Source organism: Streptomyces sp. NPDC046335 (assembly GCF_055587985.1).
Map to the genome: position 1 here is coordinate 481,769 of NZ_JBVJFF010000004.1, position 21,224 is coordinate 502,992.

The 21,224-nt window shown below is 69.3% G+C and carries 21 protein-coding genes and 1 riboswitch; of the genes, 12 read left to right on the forward strand and 9 right to left on the reverse strand.

Translation table 11 applies throughout. From position 1 onward, the window contains the following. Positions 1–6: 6 nt before the first annotated feature. Entirely contained in the window at positions 7–849 is an 843-nt protein-coding gene (locus ACZ6JY_RS11660; protein WP_469194724.1) for an alpha/beta fold hydrolase, read from the reverse strand. Between the two features lie 186 nt (positions 850–1,035). On the opposite strand from ACZ6JY_RS11660, the gene ACZ6JY_RS11665 reads away from it, so the two are divergent. After that, complete coding sequence (locus tag ACZ6JY_RS11665; RefSeq protein WP_469195043.1) at positions 1,036–1,794, forward strand: AraC family transcriptional regulator; 759 nt, start codon at positions 1,036–1,038, stop codon at positions 1,792–1,794. 139 nt (positions 1,795–1,933) lie between these two features. Here the strand turns inward: ACZ6JY_RS11665 and ACZ6JY_RS11670 are convergent, their stop codons facing one another. From ACZ6JY_RS11670 to ACZ6JY_RS11680, 3 genes are all read right to left on the reverse strand, one after another. Continuing rightward, the gene (locus ACZ6JY_RS11670; RefSeq protein WP_469194725.1) at positions 1,934–2,992 is read right to left on the reverse strand and encodes a vWA domain-containing protein; all 1,059 of its coding nucleotides are present in this window, start codon (positions 2,990–2,992) and stop codon (positions 1,934–1,936) included. 129 nt (positions 2,993–3,121) lie between these two features. Then, positions 3,122–4,459 carry a phosphatase PAP2 family protein gene (locus ACZ6JY_RS11675; RefSeq protein ID WP_469194727.1) on the reverse strand — a complete coding sequence of 446 codons (1,338 nt, stop codon included), beginning with the start codon at positions 4,457–4,459 and terminating at the stop codon, positions 3,122–3,124. Positions 4,460–4,673: 214 nt separating this feature from the next. Then, positions 4,674–5,444 carry a globin domain-containing protein gene (locus tag ACZ6JY_RS11680; protein ID WP_469194729.1) on the reverse strand — a complete coding sequence of 257 codons (771 nt, stop codon included), beginning with the start codon at positions 5,442–5,444 and terminating at the stop codon, positions 4,674–4,676. A 224-nt stretch (positions 5,445–5,668) separates the two neighbouring features. On the opposite strand from ACZ6JY_RS11680, the gene ACZ6JY_RS11685 reads away from it, so the two are divergent. Next, positions 5,669–6,505, forward strand: coding sequence for an endonuclease/exonuclease/phosphatase family protein (locus tag ACZ6JY_RS11685; RefSeq protein ID WP_469194731.1), 837 nt, complete (start codon positions 5,669–5,671; stop codon positions 6,503–6,505). A gap of 117 nt (positions 6,506–6,622) precedes the next feature. Further along, positions 6,623–7,129: a carboxymuconolactone decarboxylase family protein gene (locus ACZ6JY_RS11690; RefSeq protein ID WP_469194733.1), complete on the forward strand. Its 507-nt coding sequence runs from the start codon at positions 6,623–6,625 to the stop codon at positions 7,127–7,129. A 116-nt stretch (positions 7,130–7,245) separates the two neighbouring features. Here ACZ6JY_RS11690 and ACZ6JY_RS11695 read toward each other — a convergent pair whose 3' ends face one another. After that, positions 7,246–7,737, reverse strand: a complete 492-nt coding sequence (locus tag ACZ6JY_RS11695) for an FBP domain-containing protein (protein WP_469194735.1) — start codon at positions 7,735–7,737, stop codon at positions 7,246–7,248. A gap of 71 nt (positions 7,738–7,808) precedes the next feature. On the opposite strand from ACZ6JY_RS11695, the gene ACZ6JY_RS11700 reads away from it, so the two are divergent. Both ACZ6JY_RS11700 and ACZ6JY_RS11705 read left to right on the forward strand, forming a co-directional pair. Continuing rightward, a complete protein-coding gene (locus ACZ6JY_RS11700) occupies positions 7,809–8,393 on the forward strand; it encodes a TetR/AcrR family transcriptional regulator (protein ID WP_469194736.1) in 585 nt (194 codons plus the stop codon). Then, positions 8,383–9,564, forward strand: coding sequence for a GDSL-type esterase/lipase family protein (locus ACZ6JY_RS11705; protein ID WP_469194738.1), 1,182 nt, complete (start codon positions 8,383–8,385; stop codon positions 9,562–9,564). Before ACZ6JY_RS11700 ends, ACZ6JY_RS11705 begins: the two co-directional genes overlap by 11 nt. 54 nt (positions 9,565–9,618) lie before the next feature. On the opposite strand, the gene ACZ6JY_RS11710 is transcribed toward ACZ6JY_RS11705, so the two are convergent. After that, on the reverse strand, positions 9,619–10,365 hold the full coding sequence (locus tag ACZ6JY_RS11710) for a transglycosylase SLT domain-containing protein (RefSeq protein WP_469194740.1): 747 nt from the start codon (positions 10,363–10,365) through the stop codon (positions 9,619–9,621). Positions 10,366–10,369: 4 nt separating this feature from the next. Then, positions 10,370–10,524, reverse strand: a riboswitch (cyclic di-AMP (ydaO/yuaA leader). A 350-nt stretch (positions 10,525–10,874) separates the two neighbouring features. Continuing rightward, positions 10,875–11,843 carry an alpha/beta fold hydrolase gene (locus ACZ6JY_RS11715; protein ID WP_469194742.1) on the reverse strand — a complete coding sequence of 323 codons (969 nt, stop codon included), beginning with the start codon at positions 11,841–11,843 and terminating at the stop codon, positions 10,875–10,877. 89 nt (positions 11,844–11,932) lie between these two features. On the opposite strand from ACZ6JY_RS11715, the gene ACZ6JY_RS11720 reads away from it, so the two are divergent. Continuing rightward, entirely contained in the window at positions 11,933–12,520 is a 588-nt protein-coding gene (locus ACZ6JY_RS11720; RefSeq protein ID WP_469194744.1) for a TetR/AcrR family transcriptional regulator, read from the forward strand. 20 nt (positions 12,521–12,540) lie between these two features. Here ACZ6JY_RS11720 and ACZ6JY_RS11725 read toward each other — a convergent pair whose 3' ends face one another. After that, a complete protein-coding gene (locus ACZ6JY_RS11725) occupies positions 12,541–13,161 on the reverse strand; it encodes a DJ-1/PfpI family protein (protein WP_469194746.1) in 621 nt (206 codons plus the stop codon). 196 nt (positions 13,162–13,357) lie between these two features. Between ACZ6JY_RS11725 and ACZ6JY_RS11730 the strand changes: the two genes are divergently transcribed. Genes ACZ6JY_RS11730 through ACZ6JY_RS11745 form a run of 4 tightly spaced genes read left to right on the forward strand, consistent with a single transcriptional unit; the run spans position 13,358 to position 16,951 of the window. Next, on the forward strand, positions 13,358–14,365 hold the full coding sequence (locus ACZ6JY_RS11730) for an ABC transporter substrate-binding protein (protein ID WP_469194747.1): 1,008 nt from the start codon (positions 13,358–13,360) through the stop codon (positions 14,363–14,365). Then, positions 14,362–15,519 carry a FecCD family ABC transporter permease gene (locus tag ACZ6JY_RS11735; RefSeq protein ID WP_469194749.1) on the forward strand — a complete coding sequence of 386 codons (1,158 nt, stop codon included), beginning with the start codon at positions 14,362–14,364 and terminating at the stop codon, positions 15,517–15,519. The genes ACZ6JY_RS11730 and ACZ6JY_RS11735 overlap by 4 nt, the downstream gene beginning before the upstream one ends. After that, a complete protein-coding gene (locus ACZ6JY_RS11740; RefSeq protein ID WP_469194751.1) occupies positions 15,516–16,367 on the forward strand; it encodes an ABC transporter ATP-binding protein in 852 nt (283 codons plus the stop codon). Before ACZ6JY_RS11735 ends, ACZ6JY_RS11740 begins: the two co-directional genes overlap by 4 nt. Next, positions 16,364–16,951 (forward strand): cysteine hydrolase family protein, encoded by a 588-nt coding sequence (locus tag ACZ6JY_RS11745; RefSeq protein WP_469194753.1) that lies wholly within the window; start codon positions 16,364–16,366, stop codon positions 16,949–16,951. The genes ACZ6JY_RS11740 and ACZ6JY_RS11745 overlap by 4 nt, the downstream gene beginning before the upstream one ends. 8 nt (positions 16,952–16,959) lie before the next feature. Here the strand turns inward: ACZ6JY_RS11745 and ACZ6JY_RS11750 are convergent, their stop codons facing one another. Continuing rightward, entirely contained in the window at positions 16,960–17,493 is a 534-nt protein-coding gene (locus ACZ6JY_RS11750; protein ID WP_469194755.1) for an NADPH-dependent F420 reductase, read from the reverse strand. Positions 17,494–17,565: 72 nt separating this feature from the next. On the opposite strand from ACZ6JY_RS11750, the gene ACZ6JY_RS11755 reads away from it, so the two are divergent. Together ACZ6JY_RS11755 and rph are read left to right on the forward strand one after the other, a co-directional pair. Further along, a complete protein-coding gene (locus ACZ6JY_RS11755; RefSeq protein ID WP_469194757.1) occupies positions 17,566–18,252 on the forward strand; it encodes a LysR substrate-binding domain-containing protein in 687 nt (228 codons plus the stop codon). Positions 18,253–18,522: 270 nt separating this feature from the next. Further along, the gene (rph, locus tag ACZ6JY_RS11760; RefSeq protein ID WP_469194759.1) at positions 18,523–21,195 is read left to right on the forward strand and encodes a rifamycin-inactivating phosphotransferase; all 2,673 of its coding nucleotides are present in this window, start codon (positions 18,523–18,525) and stop codon (positions 21,193–21,195) included. Positions 21,196–21,224: the final 29 nt, after the last annotated feature.

A 21,224-nucleotide genomic window follows, 5' to 3' on the forward strand; every position in this document is an offset into this window, starting at 1 on the left:
GTGAACTTACCGGTGTCGAGAAGGCCCGCCAAGGGCGAGCAGGAGCGCGGCCGTCCGGGACGGCTCCTCAAGGATGGGTGTGTGTCCGGCTCCGGGCAGCATCTCGATCACCGCGTCAGGAACGACGCGGTAGTCCGCCGCCGACGAGGGACGCCATCGGCGGTCCTGGTCACCAAAGATGACGCGCAGGGGCTTGCCGACGGCCACCAGCCGATCCGGCAAAGCCCGTTGGCTCAGATACGCGGTGGACGCCTGCATCGCTGCGATCACCGCCTGGATGGACATGCCGCGCAGCTCGTCGATGAGTCCCTGAGGGATCTGGTGGCCGGGACGGAATCCCGTGCTCGCGAACCGGCGGATCTGCTCGTCGCTCGGCGGCCACTGGGTGGGGTCGATGGCGGTCTGCTCCGGCGACGCGATGAAGGCGTCCATGCTGGGGCCGGTGTTGATGAGAACGAGTGCGCTCACGAGGTCGGGGCGTTGCTCGGCGAGAGCGGTGGCGGCGTAGCCACCGCTGGAGTGGCCGACGACAGTGGCCTGCCGGACGCCGAGCCGGTCCAGCGTGGCGGCGATCCTCTGCCCCTGTCGCGGGAGTGAGTAGTCCCGGTCGGCGGGTTCGGCCGAGCGGCCGTGCCCCGGGAGGTCGATCCGTATCACGCGACGGGACGTCAGCAGCGGGACCATTGCGTCCCAAGAGCGGCTGGAGGCTGCGGACCCATGGATGAGGAGCAGCACGGGGGCATCGGCGGGGCCGTCTTGGCGTACGTAGAGCTGCTCCTCGGCGGATGCGGCGTTGTCGTTGTCGTTGGCTTTGACGTTGCTGTGTGGCTGCCTGTCGGAAGGTGTCATGACCCCACTGTCGCCGTCGGCGCATGGCGGCGGCTTGGACAAATGTTCCCCACCCCGCCGCCCAACTAGCATGGGGAGATGCATGGGGAGACGGGGGCCACCGGCAGTGTGATGAGTGGTGGCGGCGATCCCGCTGCCTGGCACGTCGCACGCCCGATGCGGCCCAGCCGGCTGGCCGGAGCAGACATGGCCGGGTTCCGCGTACCGGGCGCGCCCGTGGACGCCCTGCGGTTGGTCGCGCATCCGGCTGTGATGCTGATTCTGGAGTTCGGGCCCAGTCCGTCCACCGTTGACGACGGCGCAGGGCGGCGGCATCGGGGGAGTCTCGTCGCCGGGCCGGGTTTCGGCTCGGGAGGCGGGGTCCGGGCTTGGGGCGAGCATGTGGAGTGCGTGCAGGTGCGCCTGTCCCCGGTGATCGCCGGTCCGGTTCTGGGCGTCTCACCAGCCGATCTGGCCGGTGCCATGGTCTCGCTCGACGAGCTGTGGGGCCGGGAAGCGGCACGGATCGGTGAGCAACTGAGAGAGATCCCCTCCTGGGAGGGACGCTTCGCCTTCACGGACGCGCTGCTGGCCCGTCGATATGAGGAGCGGTGGCAGGCGGACCCGGCGGTGGCCTGGGCCTGGGACCGGATCGTCGCGGGCGGAGGGCTGGTCCGGATCGACCGGTTGGCCGCCGAACTCGAATGGAGCCGCAAGCGTCTGTGGTCCCGGTTCCTTGCACAGACCGGTATGCCGCCCAAACGGGCCGCGAAGCTGGTCCGCTTCGACGAGGCCGTGCACCGCCTGGTCGAGGGTGCGGGCGCGGCCCGGGTCGCGGCGGACAGCGGCTACTGCGATCAGTCCCATCTGCATCGGGACGTCATGGCCTTCACCGGCGCGACGCCGGCGACCGTCGTGAGCGAGCCCTTCCTGACGGTGGACGACCGGGCATGGCCGACCGCCTGACGTGCACCAGGCCAACTCCCGCAACCGGTCACCCACTGGCGCCGCCGCACCGGCTGCCCGGGCGGCGGCGTCATGTGCCTCAAGGGGGTGGCTCCGCTCTCTGGCCCCTTTGCCCCTCTGACTGTCTGACCCTCTGACCTCAGAGCATGATGAGCAGCCGTGTCTTCGGCTTGAGCTTCCTGTTCACCGAACGGCTCTGCACGTAGACCTCCAGCTCGGGGTTGTTGCCCGCCTTCACCGAGACGGTGCCCTGGATGCCCGTACCGAACAGGAGGCTGCGGGCCGCGTCACCGGTGTAGGCGCGGTCGGTGCTCTTCTCGACCACGATGACTTCCTTGTTCGGCTGGACCTGGGCCCGGGCGCCCAACTGGTAGTAGCAGGAGCCGCGTTCGTAGGCCACGCCCGGGTGGGAGTCCACGAAGGGGCGGATCTCGACCTCCTTGTCGACCTTCAGCAGCCGGTACTTGTCGGCCGGGATCGGTTCGAGGTTGGCCCGCACCTCGTCCACCGATATGTCCTGGCCCACGGCGAACAGGTTCTTGGTGCCGCGCACTCCCTGCTCTCGTCCCCGCAGGAAGCTGGTGGCCGCGGCGCGCACGGTGCCGATCGCTTCCTCGACGCCCTTGTGGGAATCGGCGTCCCATATGGCGATGTTGCCGGCCGGGAAGCCGTAGTTCTGCGCGGTCCGCTTGGCCAGGGAGTTCGGAACGAGGATCGCGGAGGTCCAGTGGCCCGGGAGCCCGCCCATCTTCGCCGTGATCCTGTCGAGCCAGGGGCCGAGGATGGCCATGTCACCGTCGTGGCGCCTGTCGCCTCCTGACGCGTTCTCCTCGCCGTCGGTCACCACGATCTGGAGGAAGCTGTGCTCGCCGTACTCCTCCCAGATGTGGCCGAGGTCGTCGAGGGACTTCAAGGAGGCCTCTATGAGGGCGGTGGCGCCGTTGTTGACCCGGTACAGGCCTCGCATGGACGGCAGGTGCTTCACGTCCATGTCCCAGACCAGGTTCTCCACCTTGTGGTCGAAGGAGTAGAGGCTGATCCGTGTCTCGTGGCCGAGGCTGTCCGATTCGGACTTCAGCCCGGACACGAACTCATCGACGACGCGGATGAGTTGGTCCTGGTGCGGACGCATGGAACCCGAACAGTCGACTACCAGCGCGACGTGGTTGACCTTGTGCTGAATCCTGTTTGCGGACACGTCTGTGCTCCCCCTTCGGTGCCTCCGAGTGATGTCTTCACTCTATGGGGAGGCACTGACAACGGCCCGAGACAGCCAACCGCGCCCCAGCGACCGACCGAGCGGTCACGCCGGCGACCGACCGAGGGTTCACGCCAGTGCCGGCTGCGGTTCCGGTTGTTGGGTCGGTGTGGCCGTTGGGGGCTCCCACAACTTGGTGGTCCGTACGTAGCCGTAGATCACTGAGGCCATCGACAGCAGGACCAGCGGTCCGAACACCCACGGGTGCTCGGCCATGTCCATCGGCAGGTAGCGGTATGACAGCAGGAGCGCCGCGAAGACCGTCGTGCCGTAGGCGGTCAGCTGGGTTGCTGAGCGGTCCCAGCCGCGGTCGAGCGCGCGCAGGGCCGCTTCGATCGTGAGGGCGAAGACCACGCCGGCGACGAGGTCCACTCCGTAGTGGTAGCCGAAGCCCAGCGTCGCGGCGAGTGTGGCGGTCAGCCAGAACGTCCCCGCGTATCTCAGCAGCCGCGGGCCCTTGCGGGAGTGGATGAAGATCGTGACGGCCCACGCCGTGTGCAGGCTCGGCATGCAGTTGCGCGGGGTGATCCCGTCGTACGGCACCGGGTGCGGCGCGGTGACCGGCGGCAGAGTGTGCGGCCACAGATTGGTCACCGCCCACTCCACGCCGCCGGTTCCTGAGGTGCCCGGGCCGTAGGCGAAGATCGGTCCGACCACGGGGAAGAGCATGTAGAACGCGGGGCCGATCAGGCCGATGACCAGGAACGTGCGCACCAGGTGGTGGCCAGGGAAGCGACGCTCGGCGGCCACGTCGCGCAGTTGGTAGAGCGCGACGACGATCGCGGCCACCGCGAGTTGCGCGTAGACCAGGTCGAGGATGTTCGTGCCGATCGGGCCGGTGGCCTCCAGCATCCGGCCCGCCAGCCACGACGGATTGCCGAGCGCGTGATCGGCCATCGCCACATATGGGTCGAGCACGGTCGGGCGGGTCTTCGACGTGATGAGCAGCCAGGTGTCACCCGTCTTGCGGCCGGCCACGAGGAGCAGACCGAGGCCGACGCCCTTGAGGAGCAGGACCCGTTCCGGGCCGGTGCGGCGCGTGACCGCGATGACCGCGACGCCCAGGATCACCCACAAGGCGCCGTTGCCGAAGAACTGGCCCTCGGGTGTGTCGACGTCGAGCGCCCACCGCACCAGCACGAAGACGACGTCGATACCGATCGCGGCACCGGCCGCGACGAACCGCTGCCGCCAGGTGAGCACCACCATCATCAGCGCCATGCCGCCGTACAGCGGACCTGGCTTGGGAGGAAAGATCACCTCTCGCGCCTGGACGGTGATCGGCCCCGGCTGGCCGGCGTATCGACGCGCGACGAACTCCAGCGCGATGAGGAACCCGAGGGCCACCACACTTGCCGTGACCCAAAGGATCACCCGCGGCCGGCGCCACTCGACAGACGTGATCATGCGGCCTATTCGTGAAAACGCCCGCGATTCTTTGGATATCAATTGTTCGACCGATTTGTTGGTTGTTGTTGTCGCACAGGTTAGCCGTCGTGCCGGATGGACTGACTTTCGGGTCGAGGGGAGGCGATGAGGGCACTCGCCGCCAGCCCGATCATGCCACCGGGGCCGTCCGCGGTGGTTCCCGGGCTCGCCCGGCACGCGCCGTCGAGCGTCCTCACGGCTGGTAGGGCGGCGCCGCCCCCCAGTTCCACAGCGGCACCGGCTGGTCGGTGGGCCGGTTCGCTGCCGGGCCCGAGAAGTAGAGGGCGAGCCGCGTGCCCCACTCGATGTAGGCGAGGAACCCGGACCGGAACTCGGCGTCCGTCGGCAGCCCCGCGTCGTCCGCCGCGTCCTGCATCAGATCGACCCAGCGGCGCCGCTGCGGCTCGGTGATGCCCTTGCCGAGATGCTTGCCCACCATCCGGGCATGGCCGCCGTGCTCCTGCGAGTAGACCGTGGGGCCGCCGAAGACCTCGCCCAGCCACTGGGCGACGTGCCGGGCGTGCTCGGTGGGCAGATCCGCGAAGAGCGGGGCGAGAAGATCGTCCTTGAGGACCTTCTCGTAGAACGTCTCGGTGAGGCGCTCGAAGCTCTCCGCGCCGCCCGCCCACGCGTACAGGCTGGGCGTCGACGCGCCCGTGCCGCGCACCACGGTGGGCGCGTAATGACGCATCTCCTCGATGCCCTCGACGTAGGGACGGATCTCCGCGAAGAAGTCGCGGAACTGCTCCGACGTGCGGAATCCCTCCAGGTGATCCTTCGTCGATGTCCAGGTGATGCGCAGAATGAAGTGCTCGAAGTCCTCCTCGCAGCGCGTGAGTTCGTAGTCGACGCACTGCGGTGCCGCGGCCAGGGGGACGGCGGCCCGGGTGTACGCGGAGAGGAATTCCGCGGAGCGCTCGGGCGGTATGCGGTAGCGGATGTACTCGACGGAGTGAGCTGTCATGTGACGTCGGCCTCCTCTGCGACGGATGGTGCCGGCACGCGTGCTCCTCGGTCCCACAGCGCTTGCGGGACCGGGCCGAGCTCTCTCAACACCATGCTCCGAGAACGGGGGCGGTGCAGAGGCCGGTTCGCCGTACGCGTAGAAGTCGGCCGGCCGGCCGACGAGCCCGTCGCATAACCTGACCACGGAGAAGGCGGAAGCCACGCACGTCACGGAGGAGAGCGATGGTGCTCGGAAGAGGCACGCGGTTGTTCGCGGTCGCCATGACCGCGGTCTGCCTGGTGCTCGTAGGCCCCAGTGCACCCAGCGGCGCCCTCTTCATCAGGACTCTGCCCGTCGACGCCGCCGAAGACGTCGTACCCAACCGGGTCATGACGTGGAACATCTGCAACCCCTGTGATGTGAGCAATGCCGACAGGGCAGCGGAGATCGCCACGTACGCGCCACAGGTCATCGGTCTGCAAGAAGCCTGCGTACGTGACGTGGAGAGGATCCGCGACTACCTGGAAGGCTTCTACGGGCTGACCTACCACGTCGAGTACGGGACGGTGCTGCGGAATTGGGGCCGCTGCGGGGGAGCGCCGTGGAGCCCGGGAGCCTTCGGTCAGGCGATCCTCTCGGCGGCCCCGCTCACCGACCGCGTTGCCGCGGAGTACCCCGACGGAGGATCAGAGGACCGGGGGTACATGGCGGTCACCACAGAGGTGGGAGGCAAGCCCGTCCGGGTCTTCAACACACACCTGGCCCAGCGGCGCCAGGAGGAGGTCCGAGCGGCCCAGACCGACGTACTCGCCAAGGAGATCGCCCGGCACGACCACGCGATCGTCCTCGGCGACTTCAACGCCGTGCCGGACGCCCCCGAACTCACCCCGATGTGGGAACTCGCCACGGATACGGACTCCCGGTGCGGTCCGTCCGCCGTCACCTGCGAGCCGACCACCGACTGGCAGAGCAAATTCGACTACGTCTTCCTGCGGGGCATCACCCCGCTCGAACACCGCGTACAACGCACCGAGTACTCGGACCACCACATGCTGCACACCGACCTGGACATGACGTAGCGCAAGGCGCTTCCGCGAGAACCATTTCTCACCGGCCACTCATCGGCCTGTCACATCGTGCTGCCGCGCTTCGTCATCGCAGTGACAGTAACGCTGAAGCGCTGAGGAGTGTTGAGCATGAGTACTCGTACGATCACGGCCGAGGTCCCGATGGTTCCGCGGATGCCGGAGGACCCCGCGCGGCTGGTGCCGGAGCTGGCGGATGTGTCGGCGGCGTTGTTCAAGGTGGTGGGCAACGGTTCGGTGCCGCGTTCCACGATCAGTCTGGTGCAGCTTCGCGCGGGGCAGATCGTCGGCAGCACCTACCTGACCGTTCTGCACACCGGATTCCTGCGCAAGGGCGGGGAGTCGGAGGAGCGCATCACCTCGGTGAACTCCTGGCAGACCTCGCCCTACTTCACCGGTGCGGAGCGCGCCGCGCTGGCCCTGGTGGAGGCCGTACTACAGGCGTCACCGCACGGTGAGCGGGTGTCGGACGAGCTGTACGCCGAGGCGGCCGAGCATTACGACGCCAAGGCACTCGCCACCTTGATGTTCGCCATCGGCCAGGTCAACTTCTTCATCGCCGTCGCCCTCATCGCCAAGCCCGTTCCCGGCCGCTCTTTCACGGACCCCTGGAACTAGGCTGTATCAGGCGAACGCCTGAGCCTGCGGGTGCCGTCCGGAGCCCGGACCGGAGCCGGAGCCGGCGCCGGTCCGGGGGCCGCAGGGGGCCCGGACCGCGCAGGTGCGGCGAGGCGTCACGCGGTGACCGTGGCGATGAACGCGGAGAGGTTCGCCATGGTCCGCTGGTTCTGCTCCTCCACGGTGAGCGACTCGTGGAACCGTCCGCCGACGCCCGCGTCCTTCATGCCCCGCACGTACAGAGAGCAGGCGAGGTCGCTGCATATGTAGGCGCCCACTGAGTTGCCCTGCTGCCCGGCCTTGCCCGCCTTCGCGGCGACCATCAGTGACACGCCACCGGAGTGGGTGGTCATGCACAGCGAGCACATGCTGCGCCGCATCTGAGAGGGCCCGCCGTTGGGGCAGCGCAGCGCGAGCGCCAGGGGCCGGCCGTCCAGCTCGGTGGCGAGGTAGGCCCTGCCGGGCGCCTGGGGGTCCCGCCAGCCCAGGAAGTCCAGGTCGTCCCAGGGCCGCTCGGACAGGTCGCGCGGGACGGACAGGCGCTTCGCCTCGCCCTTGGTGCAGTTCACGAACGCGGTACGGATCTCTTGCTCGGTCAACGGTCTCATGAGCGGTAGGCTAAGTTGCCTAAAAGCACTAGGCAAACGCTTAATGCTTGTCGCTGGATGGGGCGAACGTTATGGCTAGAGCGGGGCTGACCCCGGAGCGTCTGACCCGGGCGGCGGCGGAGCTGGCCGACGAGGTCGGCTTCGACCAGGTGACCGTCTCGGCGCTCGCCCGGCGGTTCGACGTCAAGGTCGCGAGTCTGTACTCGCACCTGAAGAGCTCCCAGGACCTCAGGACCAGGATCGCCTTGTTCGCGCTGGAGGAACTGGCCGACCGGGTCGCCGCCGCCGTGGCCGGGCGTGCCGCCAAGGACGCGCTGGCCGCCTTCGCGGACGCCTACCGCGACTACGCACGGGAGCATCCCGGCCGCTATGACGCGGCCCGCCTCAGACTCGACCCCGAGACGGCCGCGGCAAGCGCCGGGGTGCGACACGCCCAGATGACGCGGGCGATCCTGCGCGGCTATGACCTGACGGAGCCGGACCAGACACACGCGGTCCGGATGCTGGGCGCCGTCTTCCACGGCTACGTCAGCCTGGAGATGGCCGGCGGCTTCAGCCACACCGCCGTCGACTCCCAGGAATCGTGGACGTGGGTCCTGGACTCCCTCGACACACTGCTCCACAACCGCAAGGCAAGGCAGGGCGATGAACACTGACCACGACTGGATCACCACACCGGTCACCACGGACCTCCTGCGCGGATTCCTCGACGTGGAAGCGACCGCGCACGGCCTGCTCCCGCACCGCCTCCCCGCGCGAGCGCGCCGCCAGATCCCCGACGAACAACTGGCCGTGGCCGAGGCGCAGCCCTCCGGCGTACGCCTGGCATTCCGCACCCGGGCCACGGCCATCGAACTGGACGCGCTGCCCACCAAGCGGGCCTACCGCGGATTCCCGCCCCCGGCGGACGGCGTCTACGACCTGCTGGTGGACGGCCGTCTCACCGCGCAGGCCACGGTGGCCGGCGGCAACCTCCGTACGATCACCGACATGGTCACCCAGTCCGCCGAACTGACCGAGGGGCCTCCCGGCACCGCCCGGTTCGCAGGTCTGCCGACGGGTGACAAGGACATCGAGATCTGGCTCCCGCACACGGAGGTCACCGAGCTGATCGCCCTGCGCACCGACGCCCCGGTCGAGGCGGCACCGGACAGGGGGCGCAGGGTGTGGCTGCACCACGGCAGCTCGATCAGCCATGGTTCGAACGCCGCCAACCCGACGGCCATCTGGCCGGCCCTGGCCGCGGCCAGGGGTGACGTGGAGCTGGTCAATCTGGGGTTCGGCGGCAGCGCGCTGCTCGACCCGTTCACCGCACGTGCCATGCGGGACGCTCCGGCGGACCTGATCAGCCTCAAGATCGGCATCAATGTCGTGAACGCCGATGTGATGCGCCTGCGCGCCTTCGGCCCTGCCGTCCACGGCTTCCTCGACACCATCCGCGAAGGGCATCCGACGGCACCACTGCTGGTCGTGTCACCCATCCTGTGCCCGGTCCAGGAAGACACTCCCGGCCCCCTCATGCCCGACTTCGACGGCGGGACCCTGCGGTTCAAGGCCACGGGTGATCCGGCCGAGCGGGCCGCCGGGCGCCTGACACTCAACGTCATCCGCGACGAACTCGCCCGGATCGTCGAACAGCGGACGGCCGACGACCCCCACCTCCACTACCTCAGCGGCCGCGACCTCTACGGCGAGAGCGACTACGCCGAGTTCCCGCTGCCCGACGCGATCCACCCCGACGCCGCGGGGCACCGCCGCATCGGAGAGAACTTCGCGCGGCTCGTGTTCGGCGAGGACGGCCCCTTCGCCGTCGAGGGGCAGGGCTGAGCCCCGGACACATGGCGCGCCGGGGCTCAGAGGGGACGAGATGGGGGGTGTGGATCAGTACGGGCCGTTCACGTTGTCGATCGAGCCGTACCGGTCGGCCGCGTAGTTGCAGGCGGCGGTGATGTTGGCGACCGGGTCGTAGCTGTCCAGCGACGTGCCGGGCACGTGGTACGCGGTGAACGTGGGCGCGATGACCTGGAGCAGACCCTTGGACGGGGTGCCGGCGGCAGCGTTGGAGTCCCAGTTGTTGATGGCCAGCGGGTTGCCGGAGGACTCACGCATGACGTTGCGGTGGATGCCCTCGTAGGTGCCGGGGATGCCGTGCTGGGCCAGTATGTCGAGCGACTCCTTGATCCAGCCGTCGAGGTTGTTCGTGTAGGTCTTCTTCGCCGGGGTGGCGGCCGCGGGCTCGGCGGCGGACGCGTTGTCGCGCTCGGAGCGGTCCGCCCGGTCGGCGGCCGGCCTGGGCTCGGCCGTGCCCGCCTTGCCGAGGTTGAGCTTGAGCCCGGGCTTGATCAGGCCGGGGTCGTCACCGAGGACGCCCCGGTTGTTCTTGTACAGGCTCTCCCAGCCGCCGCTCACTGACTGCTCCTCGGCGATCGTGGAGAGGGAGTCACCCGACACGACGACGTAGGTCGTCGAGGCCGCGGCGGGCTTGGCGACCGTGCCGGCCGGCGCCGCGTTGGCAGCGGTGGCACCGAGCACCGGGAGAATGAGCACGGCCCCGCCCGTTCCCGCGACGGCGATGCCTCGGTTGAGCGAGCTGGACTTGGGGCGGCGGTGCTTTCCCTTTGCGGGCATGACGAAATCCTCTCCGTCGCCTGCGAGGTGAGCTGTCGGGTTCGGACGGGAGATGTCCGGTCGCACTGTGAATACGACTTCACCCCTAGCCTTTCCGGAATCCGGATCGGCGGCTTACCTGGGTCCCCCGCTCCTGCCGTGCGTCAGTGGGTGGATGGGTTTCCGGGCAGCGGCAGGATTAGGCGTTCCGCCCGGATTGACGGTGACGTTAGGCGAGAAAGCCCGGGCGGAACAAGTCTCGAATTCGCATACCGAAAGCCCGTGGTCCGTTTCTGATGATCAGAAACCAGGGTCTTTCTTGATCGATAATTCCAACTTTCTTTGCGCAGAACGGGAAGCGCGTTCGGAGAGGCCGGCGGGCGAGATTGTCGGCGTGACTCATTTCACTGAATGAGGAACGGCGTTGAGCGTGGCCCGAACGCGCTGTAATGCGGGCAGGTTTCCTATTCAGTGCGAGTGTGACGAACCTGCCCGCCTCGTACTGAAACGGGACATACTGCGGCGGTCGCTTACTTCGTGAAAGGGGTCATAACGCCCATGACGCGCTCGCGATCGATGAAGGCGGTCAACGCGTCCACGGTTGCGTCGGGCTGCTCTTCGGGAATGAAGTGTCCGGCCTGCGGGATGCAGACGCCGGTCGCGTTCTCCGCCCACGGGCTGAGGGAGGCGGCCATGTCGGGGATCGAGCCATGGGAGCTGGAGATTCCCAGGACCGGGACGGTCAAGTGCCCTTGTTCGAGGGCGTCATGGTTTTTGCGCGCCGATTCCGCGGCCTCGCGGTAGTAGGCGAGAGACGCCGAAAGGCCGCCCTCGGCCGCGATGGCGGCGGCGTAATGGTCGATCTCGACGTCGTCGAAGGTGTCCGGGGACAGGGCTTTGACCTTCAAGAACCAGCCGACGTAGTCATGTTCGCGGCCGGTGAGCAGAGTCTCGGGCAGTTCGGGCACCAGGTGGAAGGCGAAGTGCCAGGTTTTCCAGGCCCGCTCGGGATCCATCGGGATGGAGTCCGGGAGGGTGATTCCGGGAATGCCGGCGTCGAGCAGAGCGACACCATGCAGGCGCTCTTCGTACTTCAGGGCCAGCGAGAAGGCGACCCAGGCCCCGATGTCGTGGGCGACGAGCCAGTACTTCGGCACGTTGAGCGCGGTCAGCGCGGCCTGGACGCGCGAAGCGACGGTGTGCGTGTCGTAGTCCCCTTGAGGGCGGTCGGAGTGGCCCTGCCCCGGCAGGTCGATCGCGATCACACGGAATCGCTCGGCAAGGCCCGGCATCACCTTTCGCCAGGCCCACCATGTCTGCGGAAATCCGGCGAGCAGGACGACGGTTGGACCGGCCGGCCGGCCGCCTTCCATCGCGTGAAGTCGGATTCCGTCCGCGTCGACCCAGCGGTGGGTGAAACCCGCGAGGCCGTGCAGCGGCAACCCGAGGAGAGGGTTCTGGTCGCAGGAGCGGTTCTGGGTGATGGCGTCGTCGATCATGTCCTGACCCTACTGCATCTTGTACTGGTCAGTTCAAGATAGAATGGGCAGGGCCACAACGGCTGGTCCAAGAACGAGGTGCATGCGTGATGGCCGGGAAGAAGCAGTTCGACGTGGGCTTCGCGCTCGACGCGGCGATGGTCCAGTTCTGGCGGGCCGGATACGCCGACACGTCTCTCGACGACCTCTCCGGGGCGACCGGGTTGAACCGCAGTTCCCTCTACTCCTCGTTCGGCGACAAGGACTCGCTCTACCTGCGCTGTCTGGACCGGTACGCCGCGCGGTACGGAGACAGGTACGACCAGGCGCTGTCACGGGCGTCCGAGGAACCGCTCCAGGCGGTACGGGCGTTCTTCGAGGTCACCCTGAAGCGCATCGCCGACCCTGACGTACCGGACGGATGCCTGATCGCCCAGACCGCGATGGCGGCACCGGTGCTCAGCCCCGCCATCGGCGCACGCGCGATCGAAGCTCTGGGCCTTCAGCGTGCGCGACTGCGGACCGCCTTGCATGCCGCGGAGTTGGTCGAAGGCGATGCCGACGACTTCGCGGTTCACCTGGCGGCGGTCAACCAGTCGCTGGCCGTGATGAGCAGGACCAGGGCGACCCAGAAGCAGCTCCGCACGGTCGTCGACATCAGCGTGAGCGCGCTCTCGCACGCCTTGGATGCCCGGTGAGGGCAGCCGTTCGGCCCGGTTCAGCCCAGTGTGCGGGCCCGTCGCAGTACCTCGGCCGGGGCCTTGGCCACCGAACCGGTGTCGAAAGGGGGTTGCGGGTCGTACTCGGTGTAGAGCTGGATCGCCTGGGCGGTCACCTCGTCGGTGAGCAGGGCGGCCAACTGGATGGCCATGTCGATGCCTGAGGAGACCCCGGCCGAGGTGATCACCCTCTGGTTCCGTACCACCCGCTCGGGGGTGTAGACGGCGCCGTACGACTCCAACTGGGCCACGGCGTTCCAGTGGGTGGTGGCGGTCAGGCCGTCCAGCAGGCCGGCCGCGCCGAGCACCAGCGAGCCGGTGCAGACGGAGGTGGTGAACCGCGAGCCCGCGTGCATCCGGCGTACCCAGTCGAGGAAGTCGGCGTCGTCCACCATGGTCAGGAAACTTCCCCCGCCCGGGACCAGCAGGACATCGCAGCGTTCCACCTCGCGGTACGCGGTCGGGACGTGCACCGGCAGGGAACCCAACACGTCCTGTACCAGGCCGGGTTCGGCCGTGACGAAACGTACGGTCGCACCGGGTACGTACGCGAGGATCTCGTACGGCCCGATTGCGTCAAGTGGCTCGAAGTGGTCGAAGAGCGGGATCACGATGTCCATGCGCCGCAGCCTAGCCCTCACCCGGTGAGCCACCGCGGCCTGGCGCACGCTCGGCGCACGGCGCGGAAAGTGCTCGGAACTCGACGCGCACACGGGACGACTACTGCGTTGTCAGGCACTTCCGCAAAGCCACCGCCTGTCAGCCTCCGTCGCCCGAAAGGTACGTGAAACGGTGCGTCCCCGATCCGCTGCCGCCGTGCTCCCCGCAGCCCTCCTCGTCCTCATCGGCGGCCTGACCGGCTGCTCCTCCTCGCCCGGCGCGTCTGCCTCATCCGCCTCGGACCGCCCGGGCACCGAGGCGGGCAGCGACAACGCGGGCAGCGGTAGCGCAGCGGCCTGCCCCGCCACGGCCGACCTCGCCGAAGCCCCGAAAAGAGTCGTCACCCTGGACGCGGGAGCCGCGGCGTTCCTGACCGCGCTCGGCCTTGAGGACAGGATCGTGGGAACGGCCGGGCCCGAGTTCAAGGACGACTTCTCCGGCGCGACGCGGAAGAAGCTCGATGCCATCCCGGTGCTCAGCAAGGTGGCCAACAAGGAGTCGGTGATCGCGGCGAAGCCGGATCTGGTGACCGGCATCTCCCGGTACGAACTCGGCTCCTTCGACGGCACCCCCACGCAGCAGCAGCTGAAGGAGAACGGCATCGCGGCGATGGTCGCCTGCGACACGGCCAAGGGTCTCTCCACGGACATCGACGCCACCTACCGCTACATCACCCACCTCGCCGAGGTGTTCCACGTACAGGCCAAGGGCAAGGCGCTCATCGCCGGGATGAAGCGCGAGGTCGCGGCCAGGACGGCGTCGGTGCGGAACGGCACGGACGGAACTCCGGTGCTGAGCCTGTCCGCGGCGCCGACCGGCGGGGCGGGCATCAACACCAGCGGCGGGTCGAGTCACGCGAACGGCGTCATCACTCTGGCCGGTGGGCGGAACATCGCGGCATCGACTCTCGGCGATTTCGCCACGCTGTCGGCGGAGGAGGTGACCAGGAGCAACCCGAAGGTCATCCTCGCCGTGACGGGGTTCTCCCAGCAGTCCGGCCGCCAACTCGTCGAGGCGATCAAATCCAGCCCGCTGCTCGCGGACACGGACGCGGTCAAGAACGACCACGTGATCGCCATTCCGCAGAGCATCCTTCTGTCTCCGAGCGTCCTCGGCATACGAGCGGTGCGGACCGTGGCCGAGGCCGTCGAGGACGCCTCATGACGCGGCAGACCCAACAGGCAGGTGTACGCGCACCCGACCAGCCACCGGCCCTGCTGAAACACCCCGCTGAAGTCCCCGGCAACGGCCCGCTCGCACCGCCCGGCCGGCCGGAGACCCGCCGACGGGCCTCCGGGCTGCTCGGAGCCGTACCGACCGCCGTGGTGGTCATCGCGCTGCTGGCAGTGATCGCGGTGGCCGCGGTGCTCGCGGTCGGTGTCGGAGCCGTCGTCATCCCACCGGACCAGGTCCTCTCGGCGGTCGGACGAGGTGTTGACGGCGCCGGCACCACCGGCAACGACTTCATCATCTGGCAGCTACGCGTGCCCCGGGTCCTGGAGGCACTGCTCGTGGGCGCGGGCCTCGCGGTGGCGGGAGTACTCGTACAAGTGCTGGTCGGCAACCCGATCGCGGATCCGTTCACCCTGGGACTCTCCTCGGGAGCGTCGCTCGGCGCCGTCACCGTCATCACCACGCTCGGCATCGGCACCGCCGCCGGGCTGACGCTGCCCCTCGGCGCCTTCACGGGCGCCGCCGCGGCCGGCACTGCGGTGTTCCTGTGCGCCACGTCCCTGGCCGGCCTCTCCGCCTCCCGGCTCGTGATGGTGGGCATCGCGGTCGGCCATCTGCTCTCCGGCATCACCTCCTTCCTCATCCTGCGCACCGGGGACGGTGAGGCCACCCAGCAGGTCATGTACTGGCTGCTCGGCAGCCTGTCCGGCGCGAACTGGGAACTCCTGCGCATCGCCACCGTGCCCGTCATCGCCACTCTCGCGCTGCTGCCGTTCCTCGTACGCCGCCTCGACCTGCTCGCGCTCGGCGACACCACGGCGGCGGCGCTCGGCATCCACCCCGGCCGCACCCGTATCGGCGTCTTCATGGTGGCCGCCGTCCTCACGGGCACCGTCGTCGCGATCTCCGGCACCATCGGCTTCGTCGGACTCGTCGTACCCAACCTCGCCCGCATGCTGGTCGGCGGACTGCACCGCAGAATCCTGCCCGTCGCGCTGCTCCTGGGCGCCCTGTTGATGCTGCTCGCGGACACCGGGGCCCGCATGCTGCTCTCTCCCACCGAACTGCCGGTGGGCATCCTGACTGCCGTGATCGGCGTACCGGCGTTCGTCCTCGTGGTGCGCCGTACGGGGAGGACCCGATGACCGCCCCGACCGCCCCGGCAGCCCTGACCGCCCTCACCGTCCGTGGTCTCACCGTCCACCTCGGCCGGACCCCGGTGCTGCACGGAATCGACGCCGACATACCCGCCGGCGGGCTCACCGCGCTCGTGGGCCCCAACGGCAGCGGAAAGTCCACGCTGCTCGGCTCATTCACCGGCGCCGTCGCCCGGCGCACCGGACAGGTCCGCATCGGCGACGACGACCTCCTGCGCATGCGGCCGCGCGACCGTGCCCGCCGTATCGGGGTGCTCCCTCAGGAAGCCGACCTCGCGCCGGAACTCACCGCCGCCGAGCTGGTGGAGCTCGGCCTCACCGCGACCCGGCACCGACGCTGGGCCCTGGACGCCCGCCAGGAGGTACGAGACACCGTCGACCGGGCTCTGCACCGCTCCGGTGCCCTGCCGCTGGCCGAACGCATGGTGCACACCCTTTCGGGCGGTGAACGCCAACGGGTCCTGCTGGCACGGGCATTGGTCGCCGACCCCGAGATCCTCGTCCTGGACGAGCCGACGAACCACCTCGACCTCGCCCACCAATTCGACGTCCTCGACCTCGCGACCAGCGGCGACCACACCGTCATCGCCGCTCTGCACTCCCTGGACCTCGCCTTGCAGTACGCCCGGCACATCATCGTGCTGCGCCATGGCAGGGTGGAGGCCGCGGGACAGCCCGACCGGGTACTGACCGAGGACCTGGTGCGGGAGGTGTTCGGGGTCGACGGCAGGCTCGTACCGGGCCGGTCCGAATCCCGCGCCCACTTCCTGGTCTCGCCCCTGCGCACCACCCAGCCCGTTACGGCGCCGGAGCGGCATCGTTGCTCCAGAGCGTGAGCAGCGCACTTCTCGTGATGGACGTCCAGCGGGCCATCGTGGACACCGTCCTGGACATCGCCGATGACGGCTCCGAATACCTGCCACGCCTGCGCAGGGCGATCGACGCGGCCCGGACGGCCGGCATCCCCGTGATCTACGTGGTCATCGCGCTGCGGCCGGGCTTCCCCGAAGTCGGCACGCGCAACAAGCCGCTGGCCGCCGTCGCACGGGCCGGTCTCTACGTCGAGGGCGCCCCGGGCACCGAGATCCACCCCGAGGTCGCGCCCCTGCCGGGCGAGGTGGTGGTCACCAAGAGGCGGGCGAGCGCGTTCTCGGGCAGCGACCTCGACGTGGTGCTGCGGGCCCGCGGCGTCGACAGCCTCGTACTCACCGGCATCGCCACCAGCGCTGTGGTGCTGTCCACCCTCTGCCGGGCGAACGACCTGGACTTCGGCCTCACCGTCCTCTCCGACGCCTGTCTGGACACCGATCCAGAGGTGCACCGGGTCCTCGTCCAGCGGCTGTTCCCGCAGTGGGCGGATGTCATCACCGTCGACGACTGGGTGCGCCGATCAGCGAGTCGGCCGGCCGGGCGGGCGTGACGACGCCGCTACTCCATCCGGAAACCCGCGGGTCCTCGCACCGCTGCGGCGGCGAGTTCACCGACCCGGGCGACGGGCACGGGCACACCGGGCGCCTGCTGGACCCAGGCCACGAACTCCTTGACGGTGAGGCCGGACGGCGGCTGCCCCACGTACGGGAGGGCGTACAATGGGGTGTTGGGCCCGCTGCGCCAACTTTCGGCCAGTGTGCCGAGGTCCACCGTGTCGAAGCCGAGGACGTCCAGCAGCTCGGCCACCTCGTTCTTGGCGTCCGGGTCGTCGCCGGAAAGTGGCAGCGCGGTGCGGTCGGGGGCTCCGGCCGGGCGGAACAGCTCCATCAACTGCTTGGGGCCGATGTTGTGCAACGCCTTCACCACCCGGGCATCGGCGAGGTGGCGCTGCACCAGTTCGCTGGAGGTCAGCTCGTCGCTGTCGAGTTCCGGCACTTCGAAGCCGGAATGTGGCGCGTAGTTCATCGGGTCGATCACGGTCTTGCCGGCGAGTTCCGCCCGGGGCAGTTGCTCGTAGGCGGCCAGCGGCACCGACGCGATGACCGGACCACCGGCGCTTGCCGCTTCGGCCGGGTCCGCCTGCTCGACCGCACGTCGCGCCGGGTGTGGCTCACCCCGGCCGGTGAACGAGTGCTCGCCGCGGCCCGCAAGACCCTCGCCGCGGCGGCCCGGGTGCGGGTGGTCGCCGGCGAACCGGCGGCCGTCCTACGGATCGGGGTGGCGTCCTGCGTCACCCGACGGCTCGACCGGGCGGTGGGCCGCCTGAGCGACAGCGAGCGCCCCGCCGAGCCGAAACTGGTCGACCTTCCGGTGGCCGCGCGACTCGACGCCGTCCGCGACGGCGAGCTGGACCTGGCGCTGGTGCGGGGCGCGCTCACCTCCGCGGCGGTGACGGTGGCACGCGCCTGGTCCGAGCCGCTGTACGCGGTGCTCGCGCGTGAACACCCCGCCGCCCGCAAGCCCGCGGTCAGCCTGCACGACCTCGATCCGCACGGCCTGCGGCTGCCCGCCCGCGACACCGACCCGCCGATGCATGACGCGATCCTCGCCGCCCTGCCCGTGGCCCCGCCGCGGCCGCCCGCAGGGGACATGCTCAACGTGCTGTTCGAGGTGGGCCGGGACAACGATGGCTGGACGCTGATGGCGGCCGAACAGCTCGACGGGTCCCGTTCCGAGCGGCTGCTCCAGATACCGCTCGACCCGCCGGCGACCATCGACGGCCACGTCGTCACTTCACTGGCCACTCCGGAGCCGTGCGTGGCGTCGTACGTGGCCGCGTTCGCGGACTGAACTTCCGCGTCAGGCCCGGGCGCCCGGGCGGACAGACGGGCAAAAACAAAGGCAAGGAGATCACTCGCTCTCCTTGCCGTTCTTAATTTATAGCGCACCGGGGGGCTTGCGGCAAGGCCCCCGGTATGGCGCAGAATCCTCGGCCGAGGCCACTACCTGGGGAAATGAGGGCACGACGTGAGTGTTGCCGACAGAGCCGGAGGCGCCGGTGATTCGATCGGACAGGGCAGTGCGAGCGAGACGGAACACGGACGCGTCGGGAGTGTGGCAGTGATCGAGCAGTACGTGGTGGGTCTCCAGGACATCGACGATACGCAGATCGCGGTTGTCGGCGGCAAGGGTGCGCACCTGGGAGAGCTGTCGCGGATCGAGGGTGTCCGTGTGCCGGACGGCTTCTGCGTGACCACGGACGCCTTCCGGCGCGTCATGGCGGACGCGCCGTCGCTCGACGAGCGGCTGGAGCAGTTGTCACGCCTGAGCCCGGACGACCGGGACGCGATCCGCGCGGTCAGCGCGGACATCCGCCGGGTCATCGAAGAGACCGCGATCCCGGGTGATATCGCGTCGGCGATCACCGATGAGCTCGCGCGGCTCGGCGAACGGGCGGCCTACGCCGTCCGGTCCAGCGCGACCGCGGAGGACCTGCCGACGGCGTCCTTCGCCGGCCAGCAGGACACGTACCTGAACGTCATCGGGCCGACGGCGATCCTCCGGCACGTCAGCCGGTGCTGGGCCTCGCTCTTCACCGAGCGGGCCGTGACCTACCGCCGGCACAACGGCATCGACCACCGCACGGTCGACATGGCCGTGGTCGTGCAGCGGATGGTGATCCCGCACGCCGCCGGCATCCTCTTCACGGCCGACCCCGTCACGGGCGACCGGAAGGTCTCCACCGTGGACGCCGGGTTCGGCCTCGGCGAGGCCCTGGTCTCCGGGCTGGTGAACCCGGACGTCTTCAAGGTGCGGGACGGCGAGATCGTCTCCAAGACGATCGCCGCCAAGCAGCGTGCCCTGTACGCCCTGCCGTCCGGTGGCACCCGGGAGGTGGCCATCGACACGCGGCGGCAGGAGGAGCCGGCGCTGACGGACCAACAGGTCGTCGAGCTCATGCGGCTCGGGCGGCGGATCGAGGCGCACTTCGGCGGCCCGCAGGACATCGAATGGTGCCTGGCCGATGCCGGTGTCGATGCCGATGGCGATGGCGATGGCGGTTTCCGGATCGTGCAGGCCCGGCCGATCACGACGCTGTTCCCCGTCCCCGAAGCCGACGACGAGGAGAACCACGTCTACGTCTCCGTCGGCCACCAGCAGATGATGACCGACCCCATGAAGCCCCTGGGGCTCTCCCTGTGGCAGTTGACGGCGATGGTGCCGATGCACGCGGCGGGCGGAAGACTGTTCGTCGACGTCACCCCGCGCCTGGCCTCGCCCGCGAGCCGCCCCGGTCTCCTCGACCTCATGGAGAAGGGTGATCCGCTGATCAGGGACGCGCTGGAGACCGTCCTCGACCGCGGCGACTTCATCCCGTCGCTTCCGGACCCGAGTCCCGGCGAGGCACCGGCCGGCAACGCGCCCGCCAGCCACGCGCCCCCCGGCAACGCGCCCGCCCCGATCGCGAACGATCCCGCCGTCGTCACCGCACTGATCGAGCGCAGCCGGACGTCCCTGGCCGCCCTGCGGCGCGACATCCGGACGAAGACCGGACCCGCGCTGTTCGACTACCTGCTGGAGGCCTTCGACGAGCACAAGCGGGTCCTCGGCGATCCGCTGAGCATGCAGGCGATCATGGCGGGCATGGAGGCCACCTGGTGGCTCAACGACAACCTCCTCGAGTGGCTGGGGGAGAAGAACGCGGCTGACACGCTCACGCTGTCCGCCCCCGACAACATCACCTCGGAGATGGGCCTCGCACTGCTCGACGTCGCCGACGCGATCCGGCCGCACCCGGAGGTGGTCGCCTTCCTGCACGGCGTCCAGGGCGAGGACTACTTGGGCGAGGACTACCTGGACGAACTGCCGAAGCTCCCGGGCGGGACCGAGGCGCGCGACGCCATCGAGGCCTACCTCGACCGGTACGGCATGCGCTGCGTCGGCGAGATCGACATCACGAGGCCGCGGTGGCGCGAGCGCCCCACCGCGCTCGTGCCCGTGATCCTCGACAACGTCAGGAACTTCGAGCCGGGCGCAGCCGAACGGCGCTTCGAGCAGGGGCGGCAGGAGGCAGAGAAGAAGGAACAGGAGGTGCTGTCACGCCTGCGGGCCCTGCCGGACGGCGAGCGGAAGGCCGACGAGACCAAGTGGATGATCGACCGGGTCCGCACCTTCGTCGGGTACCGGGAGTACCCGAAGTACAACATCGTCAGCCGTTCCTTCGTCTACAAGCAGGCCCTGCTGGCGGAGGCCGACCGCCTCGTGGAGGCCGGTGTGCTCGCGGAGAGGGAGGACATCTTCTACCTCACCTTCCCGGAACTGCACGAGGTCGTCCGCTCGAAACAGGCGGATGAGCAGCTCATCCGGGAGCGTAAGGAAGCCTTCCGCTCGTACGAGGCGCTGACACCGCCCCGGGTGCTCACCTCCGACGGCGAGGCCATCTCGGGGTCGTACCGGCGCGAGGACGTGCCGGACGGCGCCCTGGTCGGTCTTGCGGTCTCCGCGGGGACCGTCGAGGGGCGGGCCCGTGTCATCCATGACATGGCGGAGGCCGATCTGGAGGCGGGCGACATCCTGGTCACGGCCTTCACGGACCCGAGCTGGTCGCCGCTGTTCGTGGCGATCAAGGGGCTGGTGACGGAGGTGGGCGGCCTGATGACCCACGGCGCGGTGATCGCCCGGGAGTACGGCCTGCCGGCCGTGGTGGGCGTGGAGCAGGCCACCCGCCGGATCCAGGACGGGCAGCGGATCCGCGTGCACGGATCGGACGGGTACGTCGAGATCCTGTCGTGACGCGGGCCACGCCGCAGGCGTCCGGGCGG

Coding starts and splice junctions, on each gene's coding strand:
- ACZ6JY_RS11660 (WP_469194724.1), bottom strand. CDS start 849: ATGACACCTTCCGACAGGCAGCCACACAGCAACGTCAAAGCCAACGAC.
- ACZ6JY_RS11665 (WP_469195043.1), top strand. CDS start 1,036: ATGGCCGGGTTCCGCGTACCGGGCGCGCCCGTGGACGCCCTGCGGTTG.
- ACZ6JY_RS11675 (WP_469194727.1), bottom strand. CDS start 4,459: ATGATCACGTCTGTCGAGTGGCGCCGGCCGCGGGTGATCCTTTGGGTC.
- ACZ6JY_RS11680 (WP_469194729.1), bottom strand. CDS start 5,444: ATGACAGCTCACTCCGTCGAGTACATCCGCTACCGCATACCGCCCGAG.
- ACZ6JY_RS11685 (WP_469194731.1), top strand. CDS start 5,669: ATGGTGCTCGGAAGAGGCACGCGGTTGTTCGCGGTCGCCATGACCGCG.
- ACZ6JY_RS11690 (WP_469194733.1), top strand. CDS start 6,623: ATGAGTACTCGTACGATCACGGCCGAGGTCCCGATGGTTCCGCGGATG.
- ACZ6JY_RS11695 (WP_469194735.1), bottom strand. CDS start 7,737: ATGAGACCGTTGACCGAGCAAGAGATCCGTACCGCGTTCGTGAACTGC.
- ACZ6JY_RS11700 (WP_469194736.1), top strand. CDS start 7,809: ATGGCTAGAGCGGGGCTGACCCCGGAGCGTCTGACCCGGGCGGCGGCG.
- ACZ6JY_RS11705 (WP_469194738.1), top strand. CDS start 8,383: ATGAACACTGACCACGACTGGATCACCACACCGGTCACCACGGACCTC.
- ACZ6JY_RS11710 (WP_469194740.1), bottom strand. CDS start 10,365: ATGCCCGCAAAGGGAAAGCACCGCCGCCCCAAGTCCAGCTCGCTCAAC.
- ACZ6JY_RS11715 (WP_469194742.1), bottom strand. CDS start 11,843: ATGATCGACGACGCCATCACCCAGAACCGCTCCTGCGACCAGAACCCT.
- ACZ6JY_RS11720 (WP_469194744.1), top strand. CDS start 11,933: ATGGCCGGGAAGAAGCAGTTCGACGTGGGCTTCGCGCTCGACGCGGCG.
- ACZ6JY_RS11725 (WP_469194746.1), bottom strand. CDS start 13,161: ATGGACATCGTGATCCCGCTCTTCGACCACTTCGAGCCACTTGACGCA.
- ACZ6JY_RS11735 (WP_469194749.1), top strand. CDS start 14,362: ATGACGCGGCAGACCCAACAGGCAGGTGTACGCGCACCCGACCAGCCA.
- ACZ6JY_RS11740 (WP_469194751.1), top strand. CDS start 15,516: ATGACCGCCCCGACCGCCCCGGCAGCCCTGACCGCCCTCACCGTCCGT.